Source organism: Streptococcus sp. 20925_1_77, from assembly GCF_041432125.1.
In the GTDB taxonomy this organism is placed as follows: domain Bacteria; phylum Bacillota; class Bacilli; order Lactobacillales; family Streptococcaceae; genus Streptococcus.
In genome coordinates, this window is record NZ_JAPVZB010000014.1 from 45,482 (window position 1) to 70,769 (window position 25,288).

The following is a 25,288-nucleotide window of genomic DNA, read 5'->3' on the forward strand; positions in this document are numbered from 1 at the left end:
TCAAGTTCCATTCAATACCGCGTAGATTCGTTAAAAAAGTGTGACTTAGTCCCATTAAAACATCGGTTGCTATCTAGAGGCTCTTTTGTTACACTACTAATATGAATACACCGATCAAACCAAAATTACAACGATTTCAAACAGCCACTGCTTTTGCCTGTCCCATCTGTCAACTGGACCTAGAACTTGTGGAGACCAGTTTTAAATGTCCCAAGGGCCATTCTTTTGATTTAGCGAAATTCGGCTATGTCAACCTAGCTCCTCAGATCAAACAATCGAAGGACTATGACAAAGAAAATTTCCAGAATCGCCAGCTAATCTTGGAAGCAGGTTTTTACGAGCCGATTCTAACAGCGATCGGACAAAAAATTCCGACCAGTGATGCCAGAATTCTAGATATCGGTTGCGGAGAAGGCTATTACTCCCGAAAACTACAAGAAGCCTATCCCAAGGCTACTTTCTATGCCTTTGATCTTTCCAAGGAATCTGTGCAACTAGCTGCCAAGAGTGACGCTAGCTGGAAGGTCAATTGGTTTGTAGGAGACTTGGCTCATCTACCCATTCAATCCAAGAGTATGGATGTCATTTTGGACATCTTCTCCCCGGCTAATTACGCTGAATTTGAGCGTGTCTTAAAAGCTGAAGGGGTCATCATTAAGGTCGTTCCAACCTCTTCTCATCTAAAAGAAATTCGTCAGTTGGCCCAAGATCAATTGACCAAGCAGTCCTACTCCAACCAGGAAATTTTGGAGCACTTTGAAGACCACTGCCAGATCCTCTCATCCGAAACGGTCAGCCTCACCAAGAGTTTAACTCCTGAAGAACGCCAGGCGCTCCTCGCCATGACCCCCCTTCTATTTCACGTTGACCAAGAAAAAATCGATTGGACCCAACTCAAAGAAATCACCATTGAAGCTGAGCTGCTAGTTGGGAAAATCAAGATACAAAGGACGTAAAATGAAAAGTAAAAAGGCTGAGACAATCGTCTCAGCCTTTTACTCATCTTCTGTATGCTCTGTCATGACTTGTAAAGCACTTTTTAAATCCTTTTTGCTATTTGTGCGATTTTTTCGAGTTCTTCTTTCCGTTGACGATCACTCATATATTCCACTCGTGTAACTTGTGTCACTTTAACCGGTTTAATACCACAGGGTTTCAAGATTTGGGATTTTAGAACCTTTGCGTAGTCTTGAGAAAAAGGAAGAAAAATTTTTGGCGTATTATGCGTCGTAATGATCCATGCTTTTCCATCTAGTTGCCCCACCGGACCTCGAGGTCCATTCTGATAAGCAAAACCTGCAACAAAAACACGATCAATAAAACCTTTTAAAATAGCTGGCATTCCACTCCACCAAGTAGGGAAAATAAAAATCAACTGATCCGCCCAACTCAATAAATCTCTATACGGTTTCATGTCTTCATTATGCTGTAAATCTCTCCTTTTATGCCTTTCATCAAAACGTAAAACCGGATCAAAGTTTTCTTTATATAAGTCTACTATTTTAACCCTATGCTCTGGTGCTAAATGCTTTTGCACAGTTTGAAGGATTGATGCATTATAACTTGTTTCATTCGGATGTGAATAGATTATTAAAACATTCATCAGCTATCTCCTTTTATATAAATATCAAGCATCGTTCTGACGGTCTTTTGAACATCATTTTCTTTAAAGCTTTCTCCAACGGGACTCCTTACCAATAGAGCCAAACCAGCAATAAAACTCCAAAAATGGATCAAAATTTCTGCGTCACTACTAGAAAGATTTTCCTCATCTTTAAGTCTTAACGCTACCGACTTAAAATGTTCAAATCCTGGTAAAGAGGAGTTGACTGAAATAGTTTCCTGGGATAGCTCCAAATAGTTATATGGAAATTTGATAAATAATGCTTCAAATAGATAGGTTTCCTCTTGGGCAAACCTTACAAAGTTACAGCCCATCAGAATTAGTTGAGTTCTTGCATCTATGGAAGTATCAATCCCTTGTATCATATTTGTCAAAAAGAACATTGATAAGTGTTCCATAACCACTTGAATATATCTATCTTTACTTCCAAAATGCTTATAGGGAGCTCCATGAGTCACCCCACATTTTTGAGCTATTGTACGCATAGACATCCGGTCAATCCCGTTAGTTCTAATTTCTTCAATGCCGACCGAAATTAACTTTTCTTTCAGTTCTTCCGTATTCCGTTTCATTTGACCACCTTTCCCTATCAAAGTATACGCCGTCTACTTTTTATAAAGTATACACTGTCTACTTATATTTGTCAAATTAAAAAATACTCAAAACTTAGCTTCAGAGTCTCTGACCTTCTGTTATCTACTCACCTAAGGAAAGTTTCTAAGAAGACTTTATCTTCAATTAAAAAGCTGAGACAAATCGTCTCAGCCTTTTACTCATCTTCTGTATGCTCTGTCATGACTTGTAAGCGATAGGTTTTAGGCGATTTCCCACAGAGTTTACGGAAAACCTTGTAGAAATAGCCTACATTACTGTAACCAACTTTATAGCAGATATCTTCAATGCTGTCATTGGTCGATAAGAGGAGCTGCTGGGCAGCCTTAATCCGCTGTTTGTTGAGGAGTTCTGCGAACGTTGCATTGGTTTCTCGTTTAATCAATTGGCCTAAATAGACTGGATTGATAAAGAGAGCCTGACTGATGTCCTTGAGCGACAGCTCTTTTTGGTAATCACGGCTAATCACTTGGAGGACACTCGCTACATTTTCGTTCATCCGATAGTGGGATAAGAAACGGGACAATTCTTCCTGGATAAAGCTAATCATCTCTCTAAAGGTAGCAGCTTCTTGGACTTTCTTGACCACATCGGCCAAATCATCTCCTTGTAGGTATTCAAACAAATGAAAGACATCCATCAAAAATTGGATAAAGAGCTGCTTGGTCAGTGAGACCTTAGGGGTCTTCTCAAGGATCATTTTTTCTAACCAGTCCAGTTCTTCTAAGATCTGTTGGATATTTCCTTGCATGATCACCCGATAGGCCGGCTCGTAGTAATGGAAGACTTCTTCATCTTGATTGAGAGGGGTCGCCCCATAAAAGAGGCTCCGCTCCACTAGATCCTTAAATTGATGAAAGTGCTCCTTATACGGAGGTTCAAAGGCCTTCTCAATCATGGCTTCTTCTTCCTGATCCGAGATAAAGAGTTGAAGATTTTGCCCAAGAACTTGATAAGACGAGCTGATAAAGCCTTTTTTCTCCTTAGCGACTCCAATCCACAATGAGTTCCGACCTGCGATATAGCGACAAAACTCTTCCTCAGAGATATCATCGTGAATCAAACGGTCGGCCAACTCTTGGCTTGGTTGCTGGATTTTATGCTGAATTTTTTCTAGGATATTGCCCATCTCCACCTTATTGACCGGTTTGAGCAGGTAGTCTGCCACGCGCAAATTGAGAGCTGTCTTGACGTATTCAAAATCCTGATAGCCTGACATAATGATAAAGGCAGCATCTGGGATCAAATCCTTCATCTCAGCAATCATCTGAAGTCCAGTTTTCCCAGGCATATTGACATCCGTGATCACCACATCTACCGGATACTCTCGCACATAATCAAGGGCCTGGTCTGCATCTTCTGCAGTTGCGACCACTTCCATATTCCAGTGGTCAAAGGGGATTAATTTTTTTAACCCTTCTGTAATCATATACTCATCGTCTACTAATAAGACTTTGTACATTCTGTCTCCTTTATTCATCTTGAATGGTTATCGTATAAGTCACTCCATGGTTAGGTTGGGAGAAGACTTGGATATGGTAGCGATCTCCAAAATAGAGCAGCAGGCGTTCATGGACATTGACAATTCCGATGGACTGCCGACCACTCTTTTCTTCGATTTCTGAGCGTGGATTGCGATTGGCTAGCATCTCTTGAATGCTTTCTAGCTGTTCTTCTTTCATCCCGCGCCCATTATCAGTGATCAAGATGATGACCTGCCCTTCTCCTTGCAAGACCTTGACACTGATCACATTGTCCTTGCGTTTATGGTCCACCCCATGCGCAAAATAGTTCTCGACCAAAGGCTGGATGGTGAATTTTGGAATCTTCATTTTTTCCAAACCTGGATCGATCTTAAAGCCATAGGCAATCGATTTTGGATAACGTACCATGCAGAGGTAGCTGTATTTGCGACAAAATTCGAGCTCATTTTCAACCGTCGTCACTCGCTCATCTGAGATATTATTGCGCAAGAGACTACTAAACTCATAGATAATATCACCCAATTCATCCTGCTCTTGCATGACGGCATACATCCGGATAAATTCCAGTGTATTGTACATGAAATGGGGATTGATCTGGGCTTGTAAGGCCCGCATATTGGCATCTTTTTGGCTGAGCTGCAACTGGTAGATATCCCGAATGTTCTTGTCCATATTGTCTAACATGGTATTGATCATATTACCAATGACCAAAAGTTCTTGGTCCTTGGTCGAAGTATCAATCCGACGTTCACTATCGCCTTGACTGATCTGATTCATGGTATCAACCAAGTCGAGGACTTGACGCCGGTAATTTTTGAAAATCTGCCGTAATAACAAGTACAGGATCAAGAAAATCAGGAAGGCAATGGAGAGAAAAGTGGTCAGGTTAGCTAGACCCTTCTTGACCAAATAACTTTCAGAAACGACGACATCCACCTTGTAGCCATAGATCGTGCTACGGGTTTGCCATTTAACATCTTTTGCTTGCTCCTTATCCCCTTCATGGTACATTTCTTTCCCAAAGGGAGTGAAGATCCGCACAGCAACCGGTAGATCTCCTCTAGCATTGTCAATTGCTGCCGTCAAAATTTCCTGGTCCAGCGTCATATAAGCGATCCCAACTCCAGCACCCGTAGTCGGATCTGTCAAAGGAACCGGAATGGCTGTCGCAGGAGCCTTGTAATGGTCCGCTGAAACTTGCTTCCCCCCCTTCGATTGCCGGGTAGAGACAAATACTGTCTTGTAATCAGACAAGGTGACATCGATGCCCTCGATGTTTTTATTGCTCAAATAGAGACTGTCAATATTCTTATGTAGGGACAATTGGATATAAGAAGGGAACTGGGCATTCAATCGCCAAGTCTCATACTCCGATGGTGACAAGGTAAAATAGCGATAAACCCCTTCTAACTTTGCAGGGTTTTCAACGAGACTACGCCCTTCTTGTGTGACCCGCTGATAAGAGGTCTCGAGATCCGTCACGACTTCAGTCAAGACCCGTTGGGCAATCCGATCGGCTTCAGTTTGCTGGTTTTTCCAAGAGATCCCCGCTACGACGAGACCCATAATGGTCAAAATGACCACCATGACATAGGCGTAGAATTTTAAAAGCGTACTTAACCAGATTTTTTTCATCGTTAGGATACCAATTTTTCGTGGATATTTTGATAAACAGGGTCAAAGATATCATTGACAAAGAAATGCCATACACCGATCAAGACGAAAAAGAGAAGGGCTGGCATATAGTAGCTAATGACGCCAAGTAGCGCAGTTCCAAGGATGAACTTGAGAACCGGACGAATGTCCAGCAACATTCCGATCAAACTGAGCTTGATACTATTGGCATAAGAGAGATCGAAATGAACTTGCAATTTCAAATAAACGGCGTAAGCTAGAGGCGCAACCAAGAGAAAAACCAGATTAAACAAAAGAACCAAAATTTGGAAGAAATTCAAGTGAGGAATCTGGATCATGAGGTACATGCCATAAAGGAGAACCCCTTCAATGGCAAAGAAGGTGTAAAAGACTTGATTAGCCGGGCGTAGATTTTCTTTGAAGAGTTCCCAAGCGCGTGACCAATGATAGTCCTTGTAGGTCATGCCATTTTCCGCATAGAGGCTCATGATAGTGGCACTAGCCGGTCCTACTCCTAGCAGAACACCCCCACAGATCGTCAAGACCCAAAAAATCCCTGTTACCAGCATAGCAACATAGACTCTCGTAAAAATGAACTCGATGATTTTTCCCATCATTCAGCCTCTTTCCCAATTAGTTATTCTATTATATCATAAAAATAAAACGCTTTCCTCATATTTGCATTAGTGAATTGAAATATTGATTTTCATTTCCAGGATTCATTTTCATAAAAACTTAAAAAGGCCTTGGAGACAGCCCCAAAGCCTTTTCACACGACCTGTTTCTTATTTTTTAGAAGCAAGGAATTCGTCGTATTGTTTTTGCATTTCGTCAAGCACTTTTTGGTAAGCACCTTCTGATTTCAATTTTTCAAGCATCTTAGGAACTTCTACTTCAGGATCCACAGTACCAGTATTGATCGCACCTGCGAATTGGTTCAAAGTATTTGTAAGAGCAGTGATTTCTGATTTCACTTTGTCTGTGTTAAAGATGAAGCCAAGTGCTGGAGATTCTTTTGCAGTTTCCAAATCTTTCTTAGATTGTGCAATTTGTTCATCTGTTACGTTTTCGTTGATGTAAAGAATCCAGTTGTTACCAGTGTTCCATCCAGACATGTGAGTGTTTCCGTTGTAGCCATCCAAGACTTTGACACGGTTTTCTTTACCGGCAACTTTTTCCCAGTTCTTGCCTTCTGGTCCATAAACAAGGCCGTTCAAGAGTTCTGGATCAGTGTTCAAGAGGTTCAACACTTCCATGGCTTTTTCTTTGTTCTTAGAGTTGTTTGAGATAACAAAGTTAGCTACTTGAGTGGTGTTGTTTTTCTTGTACAGTTCAGTAAATGGTTTGATGTCGATCTTACGGTTTGCTACACGAGAAAGCAAGCTGTTACCGTAGTCAGCTGGTCCTACTGTTTCTTCACGAACCAACCATGTATCTTGAGAAAGATCATAACCAGTGTCGCTCGTTGCTACGTCTTTTGGAATGTATCCTGCTTCGTAGTATTTGTGAAGAGTCTTCAAGTTTTCTACATAACGAGGAATTGTGTAACGGTCAACGATCTTAGTAGTGTCACCTTTCAAGTCAACAACGAATGGAAGTCCATCAACAGCCACATAGTCGAAGTCATCTGAAGGTCCACCGTAGCTCTTGTTCATTGCAAATGGAACAACGTTTGGATCTTTTTCTTTGATAGCTTTCAAGACTGGTTCAAGAGAAGCATAGTCTTTGACGTTTGAAACGTCGATACCATATTTTTCAAGAAGTGGTCCGTTGAAGGCAAAGTTTTGAGAAGATGCAACGTTGGCTGCTACTGGAACAGCATAGATCTTGCCATTTACAGTGTTCCCTTTGATGTATGCTGGGTCAAGTGCTTTGTAAAGTTCTTTCCCTTCTTTCTTGTACAATTCTGTCAAGTCAGCATAGGCACCTTTTTGAGCATTGATAACGTAGTTGTTGGCAAAGGCAATATCATAGTTTTCACCAGATGAGATGATGACGTTCATTTTTTGTGCGTAGTCACCCCAACCAAGATATTGGATATCCAATTTTGCGCCAACTTTCTTTTCAATGATCTTGTTGGCATTTTTAAGAAGAACATCCAAGTTATCTGGTTTATCACCGATTTGGTACATCTTGATGATTGGTTTACCGTCTTCAGTTGTTGCAGATTTCTTGTTGTTACCTGTAAGGCTTCCACAAGCAGCAAGAGTAGCTCCAAGAGCGATGACACTAGCAGATGCTAACGCATATTTTTTCCAATTTTTCATAAGAAAAATCTCCTTTATGTTATTTTCTTTTTAGACTAAGTTATGAGTTGAAAATCCTGTTGATTTTCAATGAACGATGTTATTCTTTCACACCACCGATGGTCAAGCCTTTTACAAAGTAGCGTTGGAAGAATGGATAGAGAATGGCGATTGGCACTGTTGCCACAACCACCATGGCCATACGTCCTGTTTCCCGTGGGATGGATTGTACAGCTCCTGCCAATTGGCCGGATACCCCGACGTTTTTAGCGATGTAATCCATATTGTTTTGGATTTGCATCAAGAGGTATTGCAATGGGTAAAGGTTGTCACTCTTAATATAGAGGAGGGCGTTGAACCAGTCGTTCCAGAATCCTAAAGCAGTGAACAAACTGATAGTCGCAATCCCTGGTAGAGACAATGGCAAGCAGATTTGGAAGAAGATCCGTGTTTCACTTGCCCCATCGATCCGAGCGGATTCAAGAATGGCTTCTGGAATGGTCCGTTTAAAGAAGGTCCGCATCAAGATGATGTTAAATGGGCTAAGCAACATTGGGATAATCAAAGCCCCGATGGTATCACCCAATTGCAAGAGTTGAGTGGTGACAATATAGCCCGGTACCAACCCTGCACTAAAGAGCATACTAAGGAGTGAAAATACGGTAAAGAACTTGCGGTATTTAAAGGTACTCCGTGAGATCGCATAAGCATAGGTTGTTGTGATAAAGACATTACATGCTGTCCCCACAATGGTCACAAACAAGGTAATGAAGAGGGCTTGCAAGATTTTGTCTTTGAACTGTACCAAGAAAAGGTAACCATCAAATCCAAATTTTGCCGGCCAGAATTGGAATCCATGGACTGCCAAACTTTGTTCGTCTGTCAAAGAGATCATGACAACGAAGATGAAGGGAAGTACACAGGTCAATCCGACTAAGGTCAACAACAAGGTAAAGAAGAAGTTGCTCTTCTTACTGAAAGAATGGATCCCGACATTATCAATTTTTTCTTTTTGAATGGTTGATTTTTTCATACGATCCTCCTTTCTAGAAGAGAGCGGCATTCTTATCAATGCGACGGGCAATGATATTTGAGATTAAAACAAGAACCAAACCGACTACCGATTGGTAAAGACCGGCTGCTGCTGTCATCCCGATATCCCCTGACTTGGTCAAACCGTTGTAGACATAAACATCAATAACGTTGGTCACACTATAGAGCGCTCCAGCATTATGCGGGATTTGGTAGAAGAGACCGAAGTCTGCGCGGAAGATATTTCCGACTGCAAGAATGGTCAAGACCGTGATCAAGGAAGACAACTGAGGAATAGTGATATTGCGAATGCGTTGCCACTTAGACGCACCATCCACGGTCGCTGCTTCATAGTAAGTTGGGTCAATTCCCATGATGGTTGCATAGTACATGACACTACTATAACCAAAGCCTTTCCAGATTCCTAAGAAGAGGAGAAGCGCTGGCCAGATCCACAATTCCGAATAGAAATTGATGGCTTTCATACCAAATGAAGTTAAGATGTGGTTGACCAATCCTTTGTCCACGTTCAGGAAGGCATCGGTGAAGAAGCTGATGATAACCCATGATAGGAAGTATGGGAAGAGCATGGAGGTTTGAAGCACCTTGACCACTCTTTTTGATCTCAACTCACTAAAGATGATGGCGATCCCAACGGAAACAATCAATCCTAAGAAGATAAATCCTAAGTTGTACAAGACCGTATTTCTTGTAATAATGTAGGCATCTTTGGAACTAAAGAGGAACTTGAAGTTGTCAAAGCCAACCCATTTACTCTTCATGACACTGTCGATGAAGCCTTCTCCTGTAATATGATAGTCCTTAAATGCTACGATATTCCCAAAAACCGGAATATAGAAGAATAAGATTAACCACGCTGCACCAGGTAAGACCATTAAAAGAAAAATGAAATTTTCTCTCAGAGTCCTTACAAACTTTTTCATTTAACTCCCCCCTTTGAGCCTTGAGCGTGTTTTCACTTTGGTAGCGTTTACAATACTTATTATAAGATAGCCATTTTCTCTTTTCAAACTCCTAATTATAGAAAAAATTCTACAAATTTATGACATAGCTTTAAAAAAGGAGTAGAAAAGGGCGATGGTAAACACAGCTCCTCTTCTACTCCTATCCACCGTGGATAAGACATCTGTCATCCAACTTGGCATTTTTTACGTTGTATAAATAGTTGACGCAGTCGCAATGGTATGCCATTGATTAGCTGTTGTGGCTGCGAAGTCCTGATCTCCGTAGAAATCGTTGAATGGTAGAATCTCTACTTCTAGTTCATCGATACGTGAGATGGAACCAGTTAGATAGTCCTCAATACGGCTTTCTGCTCGCTTAATTCGTTGCAAGAGTCCACCCATACGAATATCTACTGTATCCAAGCCAAAGACCTTGTTTTCTTTCAACCATTGCTGGCTAAAGAGCTTGTGGAAGGTTTCAATCTGGCTTCTAAGTTTTGGTAATTCTTCCCTAGCAATTTGTTGCAAGCTCTCTTTATCACCTGTTTGATAGGCTTGACGAATGCGTCGTCCCACATCCACTTTACTACTTAAAATGGCATTCAACTGGGCCTGAGTTTCGAAAAGATAAGCATAGGCGCCTGCTTTTTCTTTAATGTCAGCAAGGGTCTCAGCAGCTTTAGCAAAGTGGGGCTTGTCCTGTTCAGGTGTCATGTGTCTGTCAAGAATAGGGCAGAGAACATCCTGATAAAAGACATAGCGATTAGGGTTGATACCACTGAGATTATCTGGTAGGTCTGGTAAGAGATTGGCTAGGTCAAGTTGCATAAAGTCCTCAACGGATAGACCTGTATTGGTCTTGAAGTGAGCAGACAAACGGTCTAAATCATTGCGGTAGCTGAGTTCTGCCCAGATTTGCAAGCTTGGCAGGACCGAAAACTGAGCTGTTTCACCACCATTATCTCCCCAACCCGTCACAATGACTTCCTTGATCTGATTAGCACGGCAGGCTTTATTAGCTTCGACAGCGATGAGACGACTGAAATGGTTGTGTGGTGTAAAACCAATCCATTTCCAAGCACCACCTGCAAAGGCAATATCCTGGCTAATCTTGTGGTGATTACCGAAGTTACGGTTGTATTTTTCTTCGCTATCCTGATAATAATCCCAGTAAACCAAGGTCACACGGTCTTTGAGACGATCAAGATAAACGCGTGTTTCCTCTGGAATTTCCACATCACGGTCGTACTGGCCATCTGCTGACATGAGTTTGAAGAACATATCGCTCCACATCTGGCAGTGGAAACCATACTTGTCTGCAATATCCAGCACGCGCTCCAAATGTTGACACATGAGGAGGCTACGGTCCACAACACCATTTAAGATGAGATAGCGTCCCAAACCAACCAAGTGGGCTTCGTCCATGCCGATATTGACCTTGCGTGTTTGGAGCTTAGACAAAGTCGCAAACATGCCGTCAATCAGGTCATAAACTTTTTCTTCACCGATAAGGAGAATGTCCTCTACATCGCGGAGTTGCTGGACTTCTTTGACACCCCACTTGACAAAAGCTGACAAGTGGGCCAAGGTCTGGATACATGGTACAAAGGTCATGTCAAACTGCTGGGCGTAGGCTTCAATTTCCTGTAATTCTTCAGCTGAATAAGCCCCGCGGAAATAACCAAAATAAGGTTGCCCTTCAATCTGATAGGTGTCTTCCATGTAGAGCTCAAAGGTTGAATAACCCATCAGAGCCAAGACTTCAATCATCTGCTTGGCTGATGCAACATTTAGAACTGCATTTCGCGAACAGTCCGCCATGTAGGCTAAATCTTCATAAGCCGCTTGTTCTTCAATCTCTACCTTATCACCTTCTACCAAATCTGTTGCGAGAACAGACAAGGCGCGATAGAGTTGGTGAGGTTTGCGATAAGTCAATTGATATTCTCCACCCTCACCTTTGATAGAGATAGAAGCTTGGTCAGACTGGGTGACCGCCACTTCTACATCTGGTAGAGAAATGTGCTTTTTTAATGCTTCGATAGCTTGGGCTTGTTTGGAACTAAGTCCTGTAAAAGTTACCATTGGTTTTCCTCCTGTAACCAATTGACAAGGGCACCGTAGAGATTGGCATCTGCCTGATAGGTGCAAGCTTGGATCACTGGCGCAATTGTATACTCTTCATATCTTTCCACAAAGACGTCTACCGCTTTTTGCACCCCTTTGATAAAATCTGGGTTCTGACTGATAGAGCCACCGAGGCTAATGACATCTGGGTCGATTAGGTACTGAATATTGAGGAGCCCTTGAGCTAGATTTCGATTCATCCGCTCAATGGCTTCTTGGCAAAGGGCATTGCCTGCTGCAGCCTCTTGATAAACCTTACGGCCATCCCAGTCTGACTGACCTGATTTTTCAATCACATAACGAACCATGTTTCCTGTAGAAGCTAATTGTGACCAGTTATTGAGTTTTTCTGCTGGTTCGATGGTTGTCATGTAACCAAACTCTCCACCCAAACCATGGCGACCACGGTGAAGCTTACCATTGATAATCATAGCCCCACCAATTCCTGTGCCAATGACAACACAGGCTGCATTTTCAATCTCAGGATGCGCCAGCAATTCACTCAGTCCAACACAGTTGGCATCATTTTCTAAATGGACAGGGAGCTTATGATGAGCAAGCGCCTCATACCAAGAAAAACCATGGATATAAGGAATGGCACTGATCCCCTCAATCACCCCGGTTTCTTGATGAACGGCTCCTGGGACACTTATGGCAATCCCACGGTAGTCACGTTCTGACAAGCGTTGGTCCAACCAAGCCAGCAAATCCTCTAGAGTTTTTGGCGTTGGGGTGCTGGCCTTATCTAAAATCTTTCCATCAGGAGTGAGACTAGCAAACTTAATCCCAGTCCCTCCGATATCAATCGTTGCAATGGTCATTGCTTTCACCTGCAAAAAGGAGCGAGAAAAGCAGTCGGTTCTTACTTTTTTCGCTCCTCCTTTCTGTTTATGTTTACTTTTTGAAATTAAATTTCTTCTTTTTTGATCAATTCTGTTCGAATTTCCTGTGGTGCCAATAGTCCTGAGTGGACCGGATACGGTTGCTCCAGAAGATCGACAACCGTTTGTTGCCCTTCTGACACGCGCACATTTTCTTGGCTCATATTGTAATAGCGAAGGATGTAACCTTCTTCATTTTCTGCTACCTTAAAGGCTGTTGGACATACTTGTGGCAAGTTCAGTGCCGGATGGTTAAAGAGACTTCCCGTTGCTGCAACGCTACCCTCTTGTTTTGCAACTTGAAGATCTGTAAATGGTACCTGGAAGGCTTTGGCACGACGGAAAGCTGAGAAGCGGCCCTGAGCTTGATGGCATTCCACTGCATATTCCACCTCAAAGGCCCGCAAGCATTGTGCTTCTGGTGTTGGGAAATAGCCCCAGTCACCGAGTTCTCCTGAAGCACGAAGAAGGGTTACAGCTATTGTGTCGTCTCCAAGGATTTCATATTCGTTCAATCCTTTGTTAGCTACTGTCACTCCTTTGACATCATCATACAAGCTGACAAAGGCTTGTTGGTGTTGAGGATTTTCAGGATTTTTCCAAGAAGCGGCTGGTTTATTTGGCCGTGTCACCACCTCATAAATGCTTTCCGAGTCGTTGCTTGGACGCGTATTGTGAGTCTTAACCAAGAGGCGGATACGGTGATCCTTGGCTGTATTGGTGAAGCGCGTCTTGAAGCGAATTTGCGGATCATCTACAAAGATGATCATCTCCGTTTCAAGAGGGATGGTTGTCAGCTCTTCTGAGCGACCTGCATCTCGTCTCATGAACTCGATAATCCCTCTTTGCTCCGCATCCAATTGTTCATCTGCGCTGACTGGAATGGTCAAGTCATGCTTGAGCAAGATTTTGGCATAGCGAGCATTGTTTTCCAAGACCTCATAAGCTGTTAAGTCCGCATAGATTGGCTCTGTCCCTTTTGGTTGGAAGTAGATATATTCATTTCCGATATCACCGCGGTCTTCGAAGCGAAGGAAATCCTCATAAGCCTCATTGGTCGTTTTATCATAGAGGGTCAAACCTTCATCGATACTAAGGGTTACAAATGGTGTATCGATCACCCCATTTTGGAACAGACCATCATGATGAGGTGCTTTACCTTCTAAGAGCTGGAAGGTCGTCCAAGACAAGGCTGCCAAATGAACCGGAACCGTCACGCGCACTTGACGTGCAATATAGGGTTGGCGGAATTTATCCTTAGGCAAGGTATAGCCAAAGCTTGCTCCCAAGTCTTCAATCTCAGCTTCTACAAGATGACCGTCTAAATCTTCTACATGATAGTCTGGCAAGGTCAAAGCTGCCATTTTCTTGAAGCCTTCTGTAGGATGCAACTCCTTAAATGGACAAACCGCTACATCGACGATCGTGCTGACGGTATCCACCTTATCATGCAAGCCTGTATTGATGACCGTAAAGAGATGCTCACTCTGGGCTTTTTGAGTCGCTAGTTTACCCTTCCATTCGTTCAGAAGGTTGGTCTTGACAAAGTTTCCAACTTGATTGACCTTGGCAAAACGAACTTCCATTTCGCGGTGAACATCATCCACGCTACATCCACAAATACTATCGTGTGGCGCATTTTGCAAGAGCGTCTTCCAGGCATAGGTCAACTGATCCTTGTGGTGATGTCCACCAGTGATGATGGTCAAAGGTTCGACCACTTGCTCGAGTAAGTTGCTATTTTCTTGGAAGGCTTGTTTGAGATAAATCCGAGAAGAAGATGTATTTGCCAGTGTGTACCAACCATCGGTTTCCTGGCTGGTCAATTCTCCTGTAACGGTTGATAATTGTTCAGGGAGCGCACTTTCCACTGCTTGCACGTAGTCATCAAAAGAACTGTGAATAAAGGTCACGTCAGGAAAGAGTTCGTTGGCCACACGAATGGCTTCACTCAAGTTTCGTTGAACCGGTTGGTGGTCACAACCATTCATCATCAACCATTGGTTGGTCGATGCATAGTCACGAACATCTGCCAATTTTTGTTTCCAGAAAGCCAAAGCTTCATCTTTATCCACTGGAATTTCATTTCCGTTACTGTACCAGTTGGCAAAAAGAATACCCAGCACACGGCTACCATCCGCCCCTTGCCAGTACATTTCAGAAAATTGAGAGGTGAATTGCTCATCTCCAAGAACTTGGTTGTCAAATCCGATTGGTTTGACACCGCGACCAAAGGCTGCTACGTGAATGCCTGATTTTTGAAGGATTTGAGGAGCTTGTCCCATATTTCCAAAGGTATCTGGGAAGTAACCAATCTGAGTAGATTTGCCCCATTTGGCACATTCCGCTTGTCCAATCAAGGTATTGCGGACGTTAGCTTCACTGGAAATCAAGTAATCATCCTGCAAGATATAAAAAGGACCAATCTTGAGCTTGCCTTCGTCGATATAACGCTGCACCTTGTCACGGTTTTCAGGGCGAATTTCTAAATAGTCGTCAAGGACAATGGTTTGGCCATCCAAGTGGAAGCTTTTGAATTCAGGATCATTTTCAAAAAGATCAAACAGATTGTCAAACAGTTCCACCAATTGCATGCGGTGGCTTTCAAAAGGTAGATACCACTCACGATCCCAGTGGCTGTGAGAGATGATATGTACAACAACATTTTCCATGAGTAAAACCTCATTCTAACTTAAATTTAAAAATAGATTTGTGATTCTTTAGAAGAATCTGTTGAGCGACAGCTCATTAACGAATATCCAAGTAATCCAAGACCAATTCGCAGAACATCATGTTGGCCCAAGAGAACCATTCGCGCGAGTATTTAGTCGGATCATCTACGTGGAAGCTTTCGTGCATGACACCCGTGCCACCATCGCAAGCAACCAACTGGTCCAGCAAGAATTTCTTCTCTGCCTTGTCCGTCGTTGTCAATCCTTGGATGGATAAAGCAATCGGCCAAATATAGCGATAAAAGGTATGGGAACTTCCGAGTCCACTTGCGTACTTCCCTTCATAGAAGTAAGGATTTTCAGGGCTCAAAATAGTCCGACGAGTAGCTTGGTAGACCTCATCGTCAATAGCACAGTAACCCAGATAGGGAGCAGCTAACAAACTTGGTACGTTAGGATCATCCATGATGCTAGCATTTCCCAAACCATCTACCTCAAAGGCATAAATCTTCTCACCCTTGCTGTTAGTGGTGTAGGCATAATTTTCGATCCCTTCTTGAATCTCAGCCTGCAGACGTTTAGCGTCAGCAATGATGCTTTCACTATCAGCTAGATTCAACTCTGCAAAGATTTCTTGCACATAACCCAAGACAACCACTGCAAACATATTGGATGGAATCAGATAGCTATACTGACAGCAGTCATCACTCGGACGAAAGGCTGACCAGGTCATCCCTGTCACGGCAAAGTCAGGACCAAAGCCGTCATTCACTAACGTGTCTTCCTTACGATCCGTATCCCGAACAAAACGATAAGGAGAGTTCTTGTGGTCTTGTTCCACTGTCCAGAGATGAAGGATCTCCTTGGTCGCCGTAACAAAAGTTTCATCAAACTGGCTAGTCTCACCAGTTTCTTTCCAAAGGAGATAAGCTAACTGCAAGGGATAGCACAGCGAATCCACTTCATACTTGCGTTCCCAAATCCAGCCATTGAGATCTGTATGGTCGGTCTCGTGATGCCCCTTCCAGTTCTCTTCAATATTAAAAGAGTTAGCATAGGGATCCTTGAGGATTAAAGTCATCTGACGTTTGACCAAGCCAGCAATGCTCTGGCGCAAGAGAGGGTCTCTTTTAGCTACATGAAGATAAGGTCTCAATTGAGCAGTAGAGTCACGCAACCACATAGCTGGGATATCCCCTGTTAGCACAAAAGTTGAACCGTCTTCTAAAATTTCAACTGTATTGTCTAAGGTATCTGTGTAGCAACGTTCAAAGACATCCACCCACTCAGGGTACTCCTTGGCACGTTCTGCTACTTGGTCCAGCCATTCTCGCACAATTTCTTTTGAATAGGTCATTTATTTTCCTCACACGTATCGATTCTTTCCTATTCAGTATAAAAGATTTCAAAGGGGAAATACATACGCAAACTATAGCCCTTTTTCTACAAAATTTTCCATTTGATAAAAACGCTATCATATTTGACAACACTTTGATACAATGAAGAAAATACCACTGCGTGTCCAAAGAAAAACACAGACCATTTAAGGTTGATGAAGAAAAAGGAGACCAGATGCACACTACTTGCCAGACCATCGATACCCGCTGGGGAAGCGATAATCATCCCCACTATTCGCACGGAAACACCCTCCCTTATACCGGAGTTCCTTTTGGAATGAACTACTTCCTTCCTCAGATGACAGATGAACGAGGGGCTTGGTTTTTCAACCCCAATCTCCCTATTTTTCAGGGGTTTCGCCTCACCCACCAGCCTAGTCCTTGGATCGGAGACTACGCTTGGTGCATCATCACTCCCATCACAGGAGAAGTTACAAGTTCCGACCTCTTCCGTCGCCAGAGCAGTTATTCGCTGAAAGAAGCTCTTTTTCAGCCCCACTACCTCCGTATTTTTTCGGAACGTTATCAGATTCAAAGCGAGCTGGTTCCAAGCCGCTACGGGGCTGTCATGCGCTTTCAAGCGCCAGAAAAATTGACTCTCTGCTTTCATGCAGCAAATGAACTAGGGGACTTGACCCTTACAGACCACACCTGTCACTTCCACATTCTGGATCAGGCCCACACCGCAGATACTCCCTACTCTTTCTATCTCCAGTGGCAATTTAGCCAGCCAATCGAGAACGTCACTCACATCGATCAAGATCTTTTTCTCACCTTTGCTAGCAAGGAAGTGACCGTTCAATTAGGAAGCTCTTATCTGTCCCAAGACATGGCTTACAGTCATCTTCCCCACCTTTCTTTAGAAAAAGCTAAAAAAGAAGCAGCCGATCAATGGAATCAGCTACTAAAACGAATTGAAGTGAAAGATAACGGAGGATGTGATCAAGCCTTTTTCGACCACTGCCTGTACCGACTCCTCCTTTTTCCTCAAACCTTTTATGAAACAGATACCGAGGGAAATGACTGGCACCTGGATGTCACCCATAATGAAATCAAACCAGGAAAAGCTTATACGAATGTCGGTTTTTGGGATCTCTTTCGGACCTCTTTTCCGCTCTATAGCCTTGTCTACCCCGATTACTACCGTCACTTCCTCGAAGGATTTTTAAATACTTACCAGGATACTGGTTTTCTACCAAAATGGTTGGCCCCAGATGAACGAGGGATGATGCCAGGCACCCTTATCGATGGAATCTTCGCAGATGCTGTCACAAAAGGGATTGCACCAGACCTACATGAAAACATGCTCACAGCCATGCTCCAGACAGCCCAAAAAACAGATCCTATGCAACATTTTGGTCGCCATGGCAATGAAAGCTACAAGCTACTTGGCTACTTACCTGAAGATTTTCGCGAAAGTGTTAGCCACAGCCTCGATTATGCTTATAGTGATTTTTGCATTGCCACCGTCGCCAAGCAATTGGGGCATGCAGAAACAGCCACTCAGTATGCTGCTTCCAGCCTCTCCTACCGAATATTGTACGATGCCCAAACGGGCTTCATGAGAGCGCGATCCACCAATGGCAACTTTAAAGAGCCCTTCTCTCCTACCAGCTGGGGAGGAGATTATGCAGAATGCTCTGCAACCCAGGCTACTTTTGGAGCCTTACACGACCTCTCCGGCCTGATAGAGCTGATGGGCGGAAAAAAAGCCTTCACCCAACGACTGCTGGATCTGGCCAATCAAAGACCTCAATTTGACGTAAGAGGATATGGCTATGAAATCCACGAAATGAGTGAAATGGCCCAGGCTCCATTTGGGCAGATTGCCATCTCCAATCAGCCTAGCTTTCACATTCCCTACCTCTTCCGCCACAGCCTTCACCCCGAATATACCAATCTCCTTATCCACCAGATCCGTTCCCAAGCTTTCCATCAAGATTTCCAAGCCTATCCAGGTGATGAGGACAACGGTAGCCTATCTGCTTGGTACATCTGGTCGGTCCTTGGACTCTACCCAACCTGTCCAGGAAAACCAATCTATGATCTAGGGCTCCCTCTCTTTAAAGAAGTTCTTCTCCATCTTCCAAACCATGAGCTCAAAATTTGCGCTAACTCCCATACTACAGGTGCCTATTTTATCCAAAAAGCCCGATTAGATGGCAAAGAGCGGCAAGAGATTGCCCACCAAGATCTCCTTGAAGCCCAGCTGCTTCAGTTCGATCTTTCTTGGCTCCCCCCACATCCATAAAAAAAGTCGTCTGAAAGCAGACGACTTTTTTCTATTATTCATCTCCTACATGATAGTAGATCGATCCTTGTTCCCCAAAACTAGCGATTCCAACACCAGACCACAAGCGGTTCTTAGAGGCATCGGATGTATCCTTAAAAACAACTTGCCCTTGATCATCGACCTGATCACCAATGGTTACTCCCGCAGGAATATACTCCAACAAGAAGCCACCATCACGACCACCATAAATGCCTTCAGATGCTGTTCCATAATCCGTCAAAGAAGCACCATAGCCCTCCAACTCTTGTGAAACCAACCCTTTGTCGTTAAAGACCAACTTGTTTCCTTTATCATCTTGCCAGACACCAGCAATACTGCTGTAATCCCCATTAGCAATAGCCTCAAGATCCATTTTCTTCTCTTCTTTTTTTTCTTTCTCCTTCACTTCTGAACTAGAAGCTGTCGTCTTTTTCACCTCAGAAGAAGCACTCGTTTGACTAGAAGAAGAATCTGATTTCTTACTCGCGCTCTGTTGCGAACAAGCCACCAACAGGAGCACACTAAGAAAACTCACCAGAATTGCACCAACTTTTTTCATTTAAAATTCCCCATACATTTTTTTAGTTTAAAGCCCCTTCATTGTAACGTATTTTCAAACATTTGACAAGCTCTACTTCCTATTTCGGATCAAAAAAAGACCGGGATAATACATCCCAATCTCTCTTTGAATACTACTTTCAGTGAGCCAGCATTTCCTGTGCCACTTCTAAACCAGATAAGTTGGAAGGATAATAAGTTGGCCAATTTTCCAACTCATCATAAAGCGCTTCTTGACTCTTTCCTCCATGGAAAATGTGGAAGTGAGCTGCCTTTACAGGAGTGATTTCATGGTCACTAAATTGAACATATTTGAAGTCTCCCGCATCGCTCTCCTTGGCTTCAAAGAGATAACGAACACCACGATTCCCCTTCTTATAAGTCAAAATGTGTTTCCCTACGTATTTATAGGTATATTTCTTAGAAGATCCTTTTTGATAAAACTCCATTGAATCCTTATCAATCTTAATCCGATCAATGTCTGTTTGGTAACCCTTGGTATAATATTCCTTATACTCAGCAGCAGTCATGGTCGGATTTAATTTTGCCTTATAATCAAAGACCTGATCCAAGGTTCCATCTTGCAAGAATGGATAAACCGATTGCCAGTCACCTGCATAATTTTCCAAGCTACGATCCTTCACTTGACTATCCTCAAAATAGCCCTTTTGAACCGTCTTAGAATCTTCCTCATGTTCCGGTTGAATGTCCTTACCGGCTTGCGAGGTTGTTTTCTCTAATGCCTTCAGATTCTCCTTCATAACAGACACGTAGTCTTCGCCATCTTTCATTTCTTGATCCGTTAGGCTTTCCAAAGGATTCAAAACAGCCAACTCGACTCCTGCTTCAGAAGACAAGGTTTTCGCCAAGGACTTAGAAGCATTTTCCTCAAAGTAAATGACCTTGATCTCATTTTTCTTGATATATTCTGTCAATTCACGCAATCGTGCAGCAGATGGCTCACTATCAGGTGAAATCCCTGAAATGGCCACCTGATTCAAGCCATAATCCAGTGCTAAATAACGGAAAGCAGCATGCTGGGTTACAAAATTCTTTTGTTTCGCATCTTTCAAGCCATCCTGATAAGCTTGATCCAAAGCCTGTAACTTCTTCAAATAAGCTTGCGCATTTTTCTCAAACGTCTTTTTCTTATCTGGATAAGCTGCGACCAACTGATCGCGAATCGACTCTACCATCTTCATTGCACGATGTGGAGAGAGCCAAAGGTGAGGATCATATTCATGATGGTGTTCTTCGCCCCCTTCGTGTTCATGTTCCTCTTCCAATCCAGGAAGCAAGACCATGCCCTTGGTAGCATCGATCACTTTGGTTTTCTTATCCTTCATTGATTTCAAAAGATTTGGAACCCACGTTTCCATGTTTTCATTCTCATAGACGAAAACATCCGAATCTTGAATCATAGCCCGCCCCTTAGCAGACAATTCATATTCATGAGGCTCTGATCCCGCTCCAATGAGCAGGTCTACCGTTCCTTCATCTCCGACAATATTTTTTGTAAAATCATAAACAGGATAAAAAGTGGTCATCACTTTTAATTTTCCATTTTGACTCTGACTTTTACCACAAGCAGTCAAGATAAGGGCAAAAGCCACCAACAACATTAAACCTATTTTTTTAAATTTCATATTTACTTCCTCAAACGTGATCCAAGATTCACAAGCAAGAACAAGGCCACAAATAAAAGCGTGATGCTGGCACTCGCTGGTGTATCTGCAATATAAGACAAAATCAACCCACTAAACATCCCGATAAAGCCAATAATGACCGCAAGCAGCATGACCCCACGGAAGTTCTTCCCTAATTTCAGCGCAATACTAGCCGGTAAGACCATGATGGTTGAAACCAATAACGATCCTGCTGCAGGAATCATCAAGGCGATAGCAACCCCCGTTACCACATTAAATAAGATGGACATGGTCCGGACCGGAAGCCCATCCACAAAGGCCGTATCTTCATCAAAGGTCAAAATATACATAGGCCGCAAGAATAAGGCCGTCAGCACTAATACAACGAAAGCAATCACAAACAAGGCGATCACCTGTTCATCCGTAATGGTTAGGGTAGAACCAAACAAATACTGATCCAAGCTCATCGAGCTCTTCCCACCACCACGCATCAGTACCAAAGCTAGGGCAAGACCTGTGGACATTAAAATTGCCGTCCCGATCTCCATAAAGTCCTTAAATAAGGTCCGCAAATACTCAAGAAAAACCGCAGCAATAATGACAATGATCATGGTCGAGAGCGTTGGAGAGATCCCAAGGAAAAGCCCAAAAGCGACACCCGCAAGAGAGACGTGACTTAGCGTATCACTCATAAGACTCTGCCGTCTTAAAATCAAGAAAATCCCTAATACAGGAGAAAAAAGACTCATGGCAACCATAGCCAACAAGGCCCGTTGCATAAAATCATACTGGAATAAATCAAGCATGGTCACCCTCCCCTTCAGTATCATGGACATTAAAACATCTCCAAGGAGAGCTTTGGTCACGAACCAAATGAATATTCCGATCCGCAAATTGGTTAACCTCTTCAGGATCATGCGTAATCATCAAAACAGATTTTTGATGGTGATGCGCACTGTGATGCATCAACTCATAAAAATCACTCTTTGTCGTCGCATCCATCCCTGTCGTAGGTTCATCTAAAACAAAGATATCCGGATCTGAAGCAAACATCCTAGCAATGACAGCCCGCTGTTTCTGACCACCAGACAAAGAACCAATCGCCCGATCCTTGAACTCCAGCATCCCAACAGATTCTAAACTCTTCAGAATATGTTTTTCATCGTGCTCATTCAACTTTCGAAACCATCCTTTACGAGGGTACCGACCTGATTTCACAAATTCATAGACCGTACTTGGAAACCCTGCATTAAAACTAGCAATTTGTTGCGGCAAATAAGCAATCCTTAACTTCTTTCCCTTCACATTCGTCTTTGAAATCTCAACAGTCCCAACCTTGGGCTGTAAGATGCCAAGGCTAGCCTTAATCAAGGTTGACTTAGCAGCCCCATTCTCCCCGGTCAAGGTAACAAACTCCCCACTATCTAAGTAGTAATTGATCCCTTCCAGAACCGGTTCTCGATCATAATAGAACGATAAATTTGAAACCGTAATATACCTCAAACTATAACTCCTCTTCCAATAAATCTAAAAACCGCGAAATGACCCCTTGCTCATTCTTAGTAAACTTCGACAAAACATCCTCATAAGTGTGAAGGGTATGCAGATGGTGGTGCTGATGCTCTAAGGCAATCGGCTTACCAATCTCAGTTAAGCGGTAATAGAGAACCCGTGCATCATTTTCATCGCGATAAGTCTCCAGCATCCCCTGACTTAATAAGGGCTTCACAGCCTTCGTGATCGCTGCCTGACTAACATTCAATTTCTTTGCTAAGACAGAATTGGTTAGAGCTTCATCAGCAACCAGCATCAAAATATGTTCCTGAGTGTTGGTTAATGAAACACCACTTGTACAAGACCCAACTAAAATCTCATGTTGATTCTCAGATAATAATAAAATAGAATTTAAAAATCGATCGATTTTATTTGCAACTTCAGACAAAATAAACTCCTTCTAATTCACTAGCAGAAACTTTACCGGTTAATTATATCACAAAAAAGAAAAAAAATAAACAAAAAAAGGAGTAAAAACTCCTTTTATAATCTATACCGGCGGCCGGGGTCGAACCGGCACGTCCTTGCGGACACTGGATTTTGAGTCCAGCGCGTCTGCCAATTCCGCCACGCCGGCATAAATTTAACTGGGGTAGCTGGATTCGAACCAACGCATGAGGGAGTCAAAGTCCCTTGCCTTACCGCTTGGCTATACCCCAATAATGTAAATAATAAATAGGCGAGTGATGGGGATCGAACCCACGCATGCCAGAGCCACAATCTGGTGTGTTAACCACTTCACCACACCCGCCATAATTATTAACACGGGCAGTAGGAATTGAACCCACACTGAAGGTTTTGGAGACCTTAGTTCTACCTTTAAACTATGCCCGTAAAGGATGGAAGGGGAGGGATTCGAACCCCCGAACCCGAAGGAGCGGATTTACAGTCCGCCGCGTTTAGCCTCTTCGCTACCCTTCCTGATTATTGAATTGATGGCGCGAGACGGAATCGAACCGCCGACACATGGAGCTTCAATCCATTGCTCTACCAACTGAGCTACCGAGCCAAATTGCGGGAGCAGGATTTGAACCTACGACCTTCGGGTTATGAGCCCGACGAGCTACCGAGCTGCTCCATCCCGCGTTAATTTTAAAAAAGGAGGATGTGGGATTCGAACCCACGCACGCTTTTACACGCCTGACGGTTTTCAAGACCGTTCCCTTCAGCCGGACTTGGGTAATCCTCCAAAAATATAGTCCGTACGGGATTCGAACCCGTGTTACCGCCGTGAAAAGGCGGTGTCTTAACCCCTTGACCAACGGACCATACTATTAATGGGCACGAGTGGACTCGAACCACCGACCTCACGCTTATCAGGCGTGCGCTCTAACCACCTGAGCTACGCGCCCAAGTTAAACAACTTGGTAAAAATTGAACAAAAGTTCAAAGCGGGTGACGAGAATCGAACTCGCGACAACAGCTTGGAAGGCTGTAGTTTTACCACTAAACTACACCCGCTTGAATGGGAGTTAACGGGATCGAACCGCTGACCCTCTGCTTGTAAGGCAGATGCTCTCCCAGCTGAGCTAAACTCCCTTATGGTCGTTTAACTCAGCCAACGGTGAGAAACTACGTTTCTCTTATCCGCCGATTGGAATCTCGATTACCTCTCGATTCCAACTAAGCTAAACTCCCAAATGAGCCTAGTATCTACTAGGCTCAATCTCTTGCTAAGCGACTACCTTATCTCACAGGGGGCAACCCCCAACTACTTCCGGCGTTCTAGGGCTTAACTGCTGTGTTCGGCATGGGTACAGGTGTATCTCCTAGGCTATCGTCACTTAACTCTGAATGCTTAAACATTCAAAATTGAATATCTATATTCTAACAAGTTAAACTCACGTTGTCAATATCTTCTGACTCTTTGGATAAGTCCTCGAGCTATTAGTATTAGTCCGCTCCATTGCTCACACAACTTCCACTCCTAACCTATCTACCTGATCTTCTCTCAGGGCTCTTACTGATATATAATCATGGGAAATCTCATCTTGAGGTGGGTTTCACACTTAGATGCTTTCAGCGTTTATCCCTTCCCTACATAGCTACCCAGCGATGCCTCTGGCGAGACAACTGGTACACCAGCGGTAAGTCCACTCTGGTCCTCTCGTACTAGGAGCAGATCCTCTCAAATTTCCTACGCCCGCGACGGATAGGGACCGAACTGTCTCACGACGTTCTGAACCCAGCTCGCGTGCCGCTTTAATGGGCGAACAGCCCAACCCTTGGGACCGACTACAGCCCCAGGATGCGACGAGCCGACATCGAGGTGCCAAACCTCCCCGTCGATGTGAACTCTTGGGGGAGATAAGCCTGTTATCCCCAGGGTAGCTTTTATCCGTTGAGCGATGGCCCTTCCATACGGAACCACCGGATCACTAAGCCCGACTTTCGTCCCTGCTCGAGTTGTAGCTCTCGCAGTCAAGCTCCCTTATACCTTTACACTCTGCGAATGATTTCCAACCATTCTGAGGGAACCTTTGGGCGCCTCCGTTACCTTTTAGGAGGCGACCGCCCCAGTCAAACTGCCCGTCAGACACTGTCTCCGTAGATGATTAACCTACCGGGTTAGAGTGGCCATAA

At 43.5% G+C, this 25,288-nt stretch carries 19 protein-coding genes, 12 tRNA genes and 2 rRNA genes; 2 read left to right on the forward strand and 31 right to left on the reverse strand.

Annotated elements, in window-relative coordinates; all coding sequences use genetic code 11:
• Positions 1 to 101: 101 nt before the first annotated feature.
• Complete coding sequence (locus O3626_RS08005; RefSeq protein WP_070448816.1) at positions 102 to 956, forward strand: methyltransferase domain-containing protein; 855 nt, start codon at positions 102 to 104, stop codon at positions 954 to 956.
• A gap of 83 nt (positions 957 to 1,039) precedes the next feature.
• On the opposite strand, the gene O3626_RS08010 is transcribed toward O3626_RS08005, so the two are convergent.
• The 12 genes from O3626_RS08010 to O3626_RS08065 all read right to left on the reverse strand — a co-directional run bounded on the left by O3626_RS08010 (position 1,040) and on the right by O3626_RS08065 (position 16,635).
• Positions 1,040 to 1,603 carry an NAD(P)H-dependent oxidoreductase gene (locus tag O3626_RS08010; RefSeq protein ID WP_014712763.1) on the reverse strand — a complete coding sequence of 188 codons (564 nt, stop codon included), beginning with the start codon at positions 1,601 to 1,603 and terminating at the stop codon, positions 1,040 to 1,042.
• Positions 1,603 to 2,196 (reverse strand): TetR/AcrR family transcriptional regulator, encoded by a 594-nt coding sequence (locus O3626_RS08015; RefSeq protein WP_003004492.1) that lies wholly within the window; start codon positions 2,194 to 2,196, stop codon positions 1,603 to 1,605. The genes O3626_RS08010 and O3626_RS08015 overlap by 1 nt, the downstream gene beginning before the upstream one ends.
• A 197-nt stretch (positions 2,197 to 2,393) precedes the next feature.
• Positions 2,394 to 3,698 carry a response regulator transcription factor gene (locus O3626_RS08020; protein WP_049492100.1) on the reverse strand — a complete coding sequence of 435 codons (1,305 nt, stop codon included), beginning with the start codon at positions 3,696 to 3,698 and terminating at the stop codon, positions 2,394 to 2,396.
• A gap of 10 nt (positions 3,699 to 3,708) precedes the next feature.
• Positions 3,709 to 5,355 carry a sensor histidine kinase gene (locus O3626_RS08025; protein ID WP_049492095.1) on the reverse strand — a complete coding sequence of 549 codons (1,647 nt, stop codon included), beginning with the start codon at positions 5,353 to 5,355 and terminating at the stop codon, positions 3,709 to 3,711.
• A gap of 2 nt (positions 5,356 to 5,357) precedes the next feature.
• Positions 5,358 to 5,969 (reverse strand): YesL family protein, encoded by a 612-nt coding sequence (locus O3626_RS08030; RefSeq protein WP_021154271.1) that lies wholly within the window; start codon positions 5,967 to 5,969, stop codon positions 5,358 to 5,360.
• A 171-nt stretch (positions 5,970 to 6,140) separates the two neighbouring features.
• The gene (locus O3626_RS08035) at positions 6,141 to 7,622 is read right to left on the reverse strand and encodes an ABC transporter substrate-binding protein (protein WP_070448811.1); all 1,482 of its coding nucleotides are present in this window, start codon (positions 7,620 to 7,622) and stop codon (positions 6,141 to 6,143) included.
• Between the two features lie 79 nt (positions 7,623 to 7,701).
• Positions 7,702 to 8,634, reverse strand: coding sequence for a carbohydrate ABC transporter permease (locus O3626_RS08040; RefSeq protein ID WP_070587891.1), 933 nt, complete (start codon positions 8,632 to 8,634; stop codon positions 7,702 to 7,704).
• Between the two features lie 13 nt (positions 8,635 to 8,647).
• Positions 8,648 to 9,577 (reverse strand): sugar ABC transporter permease, encoded by a 930-nt coding sequence (locus O3626_RS08045; RefSeq protein WP_003009701.1) that lies wholly within the window; start codon positions 9,575 to 9,577, stop codon positions 8,648 to 8,650.
• Between the two features lie 225 nt (positions 9,578 to 9,802).
• Positions 9,803 to 11,683 carry a beta-N-acetylhexosaminidase gene (locus O3626_RS08050; RefSeq protein WP_371496288.1) on the reverse strand — a complete coding sequence of 627 codons (1,881 nt, stop codon included), beginning with the start codon at positions 11,681 to 11,683 and terminating at the stop codon, positions 9,803 to 9,805.
• On the reverse strand, positions 11,677 to 12,546 hold the full coding sequence (locus O3626_RS08055) for an ROK family protein (RefSeq protein WP_070448808.1): 870 nt from the start codon (positions 12,544 to 12,546) through the stop codon (positions 11,677 to 11,679). The genes O3626_RS08050 and O3626_RS08055 overlap by 7 nt, the downstream gene beginning before the upstream one ends.
• 86 nt (positions 12,547 to 12,632) lie before the next feature.
• Positions 12,633 to 15,278: an alpha-mannosidase gene (locus O3626_RS08060; protein ID WP_070448806.1), complete on the reverse strand. Its 2,646-nt coding sequence runs from the start codon at positions 15,276 to 15,278 to the stop codon at positions 12,633 to 12,635.
• Between the two features lie 76 nt (positions 15,279 to 15,354).
• Complete coding sequence (locus O3626_RS08065) at positions 15,355 to 16,635, reverse strand: glycoside hydrolase family 125 protein (RefSeq protein WP_371496291.1); 1,281 nt, start codon at positions 16,633 to 16,635, stop codon at positions 15,355 to 15,357.
• A 215-nt stretch (positions 16,636 to 16,850) separates the two neighbouring features.
• On the opposite strand from O3626_RS08065, the gene O3626_RS08070 reads away from it, so the two are divergent.
• Positions 16,851 to 18,926: a GH92 family glycosyl hydrolase gene (locus tag O3626_RS08070; RefSeq protein ID WP_371496293.1), complete on the forward strand. Its 2,076-nt coding sequence runs from the start codon at positions 16,851 to 16,853 to the stop codon at positions 18,924 to 18,926.
• Positions 18,927 to 18,960: 34 nt separating this feature from the next.
• Here O3626_RS08070 and O3626_RS08075 read toward each other — a convergent pair whose 3' ends face one another.
• The 19 genes from O3626_RS08075 to O3626_RS08165 form a co-directional block, all read right to left on the reverse strand.
• Positions 18,961 to 19,506: a DUF6287 domain-containing protein gene (locus O3626_RS08075; protein ID WP_003004606.1), complete on the reverse strand. Its 546-nt coding sequence runs from the start codon at positions 19,504 to 19,506 to the stop codon at positions 18,961 to 18,963.
• Positions 19,507 to 19,645: 139 nt separating this feature from the next.
• Positions 19,646 to 21,151 carry a zinc ABC transporter substrate-binding protein AdcA gene (locus O3626_RS08080; protein WP_371496295.1) on the reverse strand — a complete coding sequence of 502 codons (1,506 nt, stop codon included), beginning with the start codon at positions 21,149 to 21,151 and terminating at the stop codon, positions 19,646 to 19,648.
• A gap of 2 nt (positions 21,152 to 21,153) precedes the next feature.
• Positions 21,154 to 21,957 (reverse strand): metal ABC transporter permease, encoded by an 804-nt coding sequence (locus O3626_RS08085; RefSeq protein WP_049506201.1) that lies wholly within the window; start codon positions 21,955 to 21,957, stop codon positions 21,154 to 21,156.
• The gene (locus O3626_RS08090; protein WP_003013743.1) at positions 21,950 to 22,654 is read right to left on the reverse strand and encodes a metal ABC transporter ATP-binding protein; all 705 of its coding nucleotides are present in this window, start codon (positions 22,652 to 22,654) and stop codon (positions 21,950 to 21,952) included. The genes O3626_RS08085 and O3626_RS08090 overlap by 8 nt, the downstream gene beginning before the upstream one ends.
• Position 22,655: 1 nt before the next feature.
• On the reverse strand, positions 22,656 to 23,093 hold the full coding sequence (locus O3626_RS08095) for a zinc-dependent MarR family transcriptional regulator (protein ID WP_024054682.1): 438 nt from the start codon (positions 23,091 to 23,093) through the stop codon (positions 22,656 to 22,658).
• 105 nt (positions 23,094 to 23,198) lie between these two features.
• Positions 23,199 to 23,282 (reverse strand) — tRNA-Leu (locus O3626_RS08100).
• A 10-nt stretch (positions 23,283 to 23,292) separates the two neighbouring features.
• Positions 23,293 to 23,364: transfer RNA gene (locus O3626_RS08105), tRNA-Gln, on the reverse strand.
• Positions 23,365 to 23,383: 19 nt separating this feature from the next.
• Positions 23,384 to 23,456: transfer RNA gene (locus O3626_RS08110), tRNA-His, on the reverse strand.
• A 12-nt stretch (positions 23,457 to 23,468) separates the two neighbouring features.
• Positions 23,469 to 23,539, reverse strand: a tRNA-Trp gene (locus O3626_RS08115).
• A 6-nt stretch (positions 23,540 to 23,545) separates the two neighbouring features.
• Positions 23,546 to 23,626 (reverse strand) — tRNA-Tyr (locus O3626_RS08120).
• A 15-nt stretch (positions 23,627 to 23,641) separates the two neighbouring features.
• Positions 23,642 to 23,714: transfer RNA gene (locus O3626_RS08125), tRNA-Phe, on the reverse strand.
• 3 nt (positions 23,715 to 23,717) lie between these two features.
• Positions 23,718 to 23,791, reverse strand: a tRNA-Met gene (locus tag O3626_RS08130).
• A 13-nt stretch (positions 23,792 to 23,804) separates the two neighbouring features.
• A tRNA-Ser gene (locus O3626_RS08135) sits at positions 23,805 to 23,894 on the reverse strand.
• 7 nt (positions 23,895 to 23,901) lie between these two features.
• Positions 23,902 to 23,973 (reverse strand) — tRNA-Glu (locus O3626_RS08140).
• A 10-nt stretch (positions 23,974 to 23,983) separates the two neighbouring features.
• Positions 23,984 to 24,057, reverse strand: a tRNA-Ile gene (locus tag O3626_RS08145).
• Between the two features lie 38 nt (positions 24,058 to 24,095).
• Positions 24,096 to 24,166, reverse strand: a tRNA-Gly gene (locus tag O3626_RS08150).
• A 5-nt stretch (positions 24,167 to 24,171) separates the two neighbouring features.
• Positions 24,172 to 24,244 (reverse strand) — tRNA-Val (locus O3626_RS08155).
• A 133-nt stretch (positions 24,245 to 24,377) separates the two neighbouring features.
• Positions 24,378 to 24,493 (reverse strand): 5S ribosomal RNA (gene rrf / locus O3626_RS08160).
• 79 nt (positions 24,494 to 24,572) lie between these two features.
• Positions 24,573 to 25,288, reverse strand: a 23S ribosomal RNA gene (locus tag O3626_RS08165); the annotation flags it as partial.

Excerpts from the sequence above, each read along its gene's own strand:
- O3626_RS08035 (WP_070448811.1), bottom strand. The coding sequence starts at position 7,622 with ATGAAAAATTGGAAAAAATATGCGTTAGCATCTGCTAGTGTCATCGCT.
- O3626_RS08010 (WP_014712763.1), bottom strand. The coding sequence starts at position 1,603 with ATGAATGTTTTAATAATCTATTCACATCCGAATGAAACAAGTTATAAT.
- O3626_RS08045 (WP_003009701.1), bottom strand. The coding sequence starts at position 9,577 with ATGAAAAAGTTTGTAAGGACTCTGAGAGAAAATTTCATTTTTCTTTTA.
- O3626_RS08080 (WP_371496295.1), bottom strand. The coding sequence starts at position 21,151 with ATGAAATTTAAAAAAATAGGTTTAATGTTGTTGGTGGCTTTTGCCCTT.
- O3626_RS08040 (WP_070587891.1), bottom strand. The coding sequence starts at position 8,634 with ATGAAAAAATCAACCATTCAAAAAGAAAAAATTGATAATGTCGGGATC.
- O3626_RS08005 (WP_070448816.1), top strand. The coding sequence starts at position 102 with ATGAATACACCGATCAAACCAAAATTACAACGATTTCAAACAGCCACT.
- O3626_RS08020 (WP_049492100.1), bottom strand. The coding sequence starts at position 3,698 with ATGTACAAAGTCTTATTAGTAGACGATGAGTATATGATTACAGAAGGG.
- O3626_RS08085 (WP_049506201.1), bottom strand. The coding sequence starts at position 21,957 with ATGCTTGATTTATTCCAGTATGATTTTATGCAACGGGCCTTGTTGGCT.
- O3626_RS08055 (WP_070448808.1), bottom strand. The coding sequence starts at position 12,546 with ATGACCATTGCAACGATTGATATCGGAGGGACTGGGATTAAGTTTGCT.
- O3626_RS08065 (WP_371496291.1), bottom strand. The coding sequence starts at position 16,635 with ATGACCTATTCAAAAGAAATTGTGCGAGAATGGCTGGACCAAGTAGCA.
- O3626_RS08025 (WP_049492095.1), bottom strand. The coding sequence starts at position 5,355 with ATGAAAAAAATCTGGTTAAGTACGCTTTTAAAATTCTACGCCTATGTC.
- O3626_RS08030 (WP_021154271.1), bottom strand. The coding sequence starts at position 5,969 with ATGGGAAAAATCATCGAGTTCATTTTTACGAGAGTCTATGTTGCTATG.
- O3626_RS08060 (WP_070448806.1), bottom strand. The coding sequence starts at position 15,278 with ATGGAAAATGTTGTTGTACATATCATCTCTCACAGCCACTGGGATCGT.
- O3626_RS08070 (WP_371496293.1), top strand. The coding sequence starts at position 16,851 with ATGCACACTACTTGCCAGACCATCGATACCCGCTGGGGAAGCGATAAT.
- O3626_RS08050 (WP_371496288.1), bottom strand. The coding sequence starts at position 11,683 with ATGGTAACTTTTACAGGACTTAGTTCCAAACAAGCCCAAGCTATCGAA.
- O3626_RS08075 (WP_003004606.1), bottom strand. The coding sequence starts at position 19,506 with ATGAAAAAAGTTGGTGCAATTCTGGTGAGTTTTCTTAGTGTGCTCCTG.
- O3626_RS08015 (WP_003004492.1), bottom strand. The coding sequence starts at position 2,196 with ATGAAACGGAATACGGAAGAACTGAAAGAAAAGTTAATTTCGGTCGGC.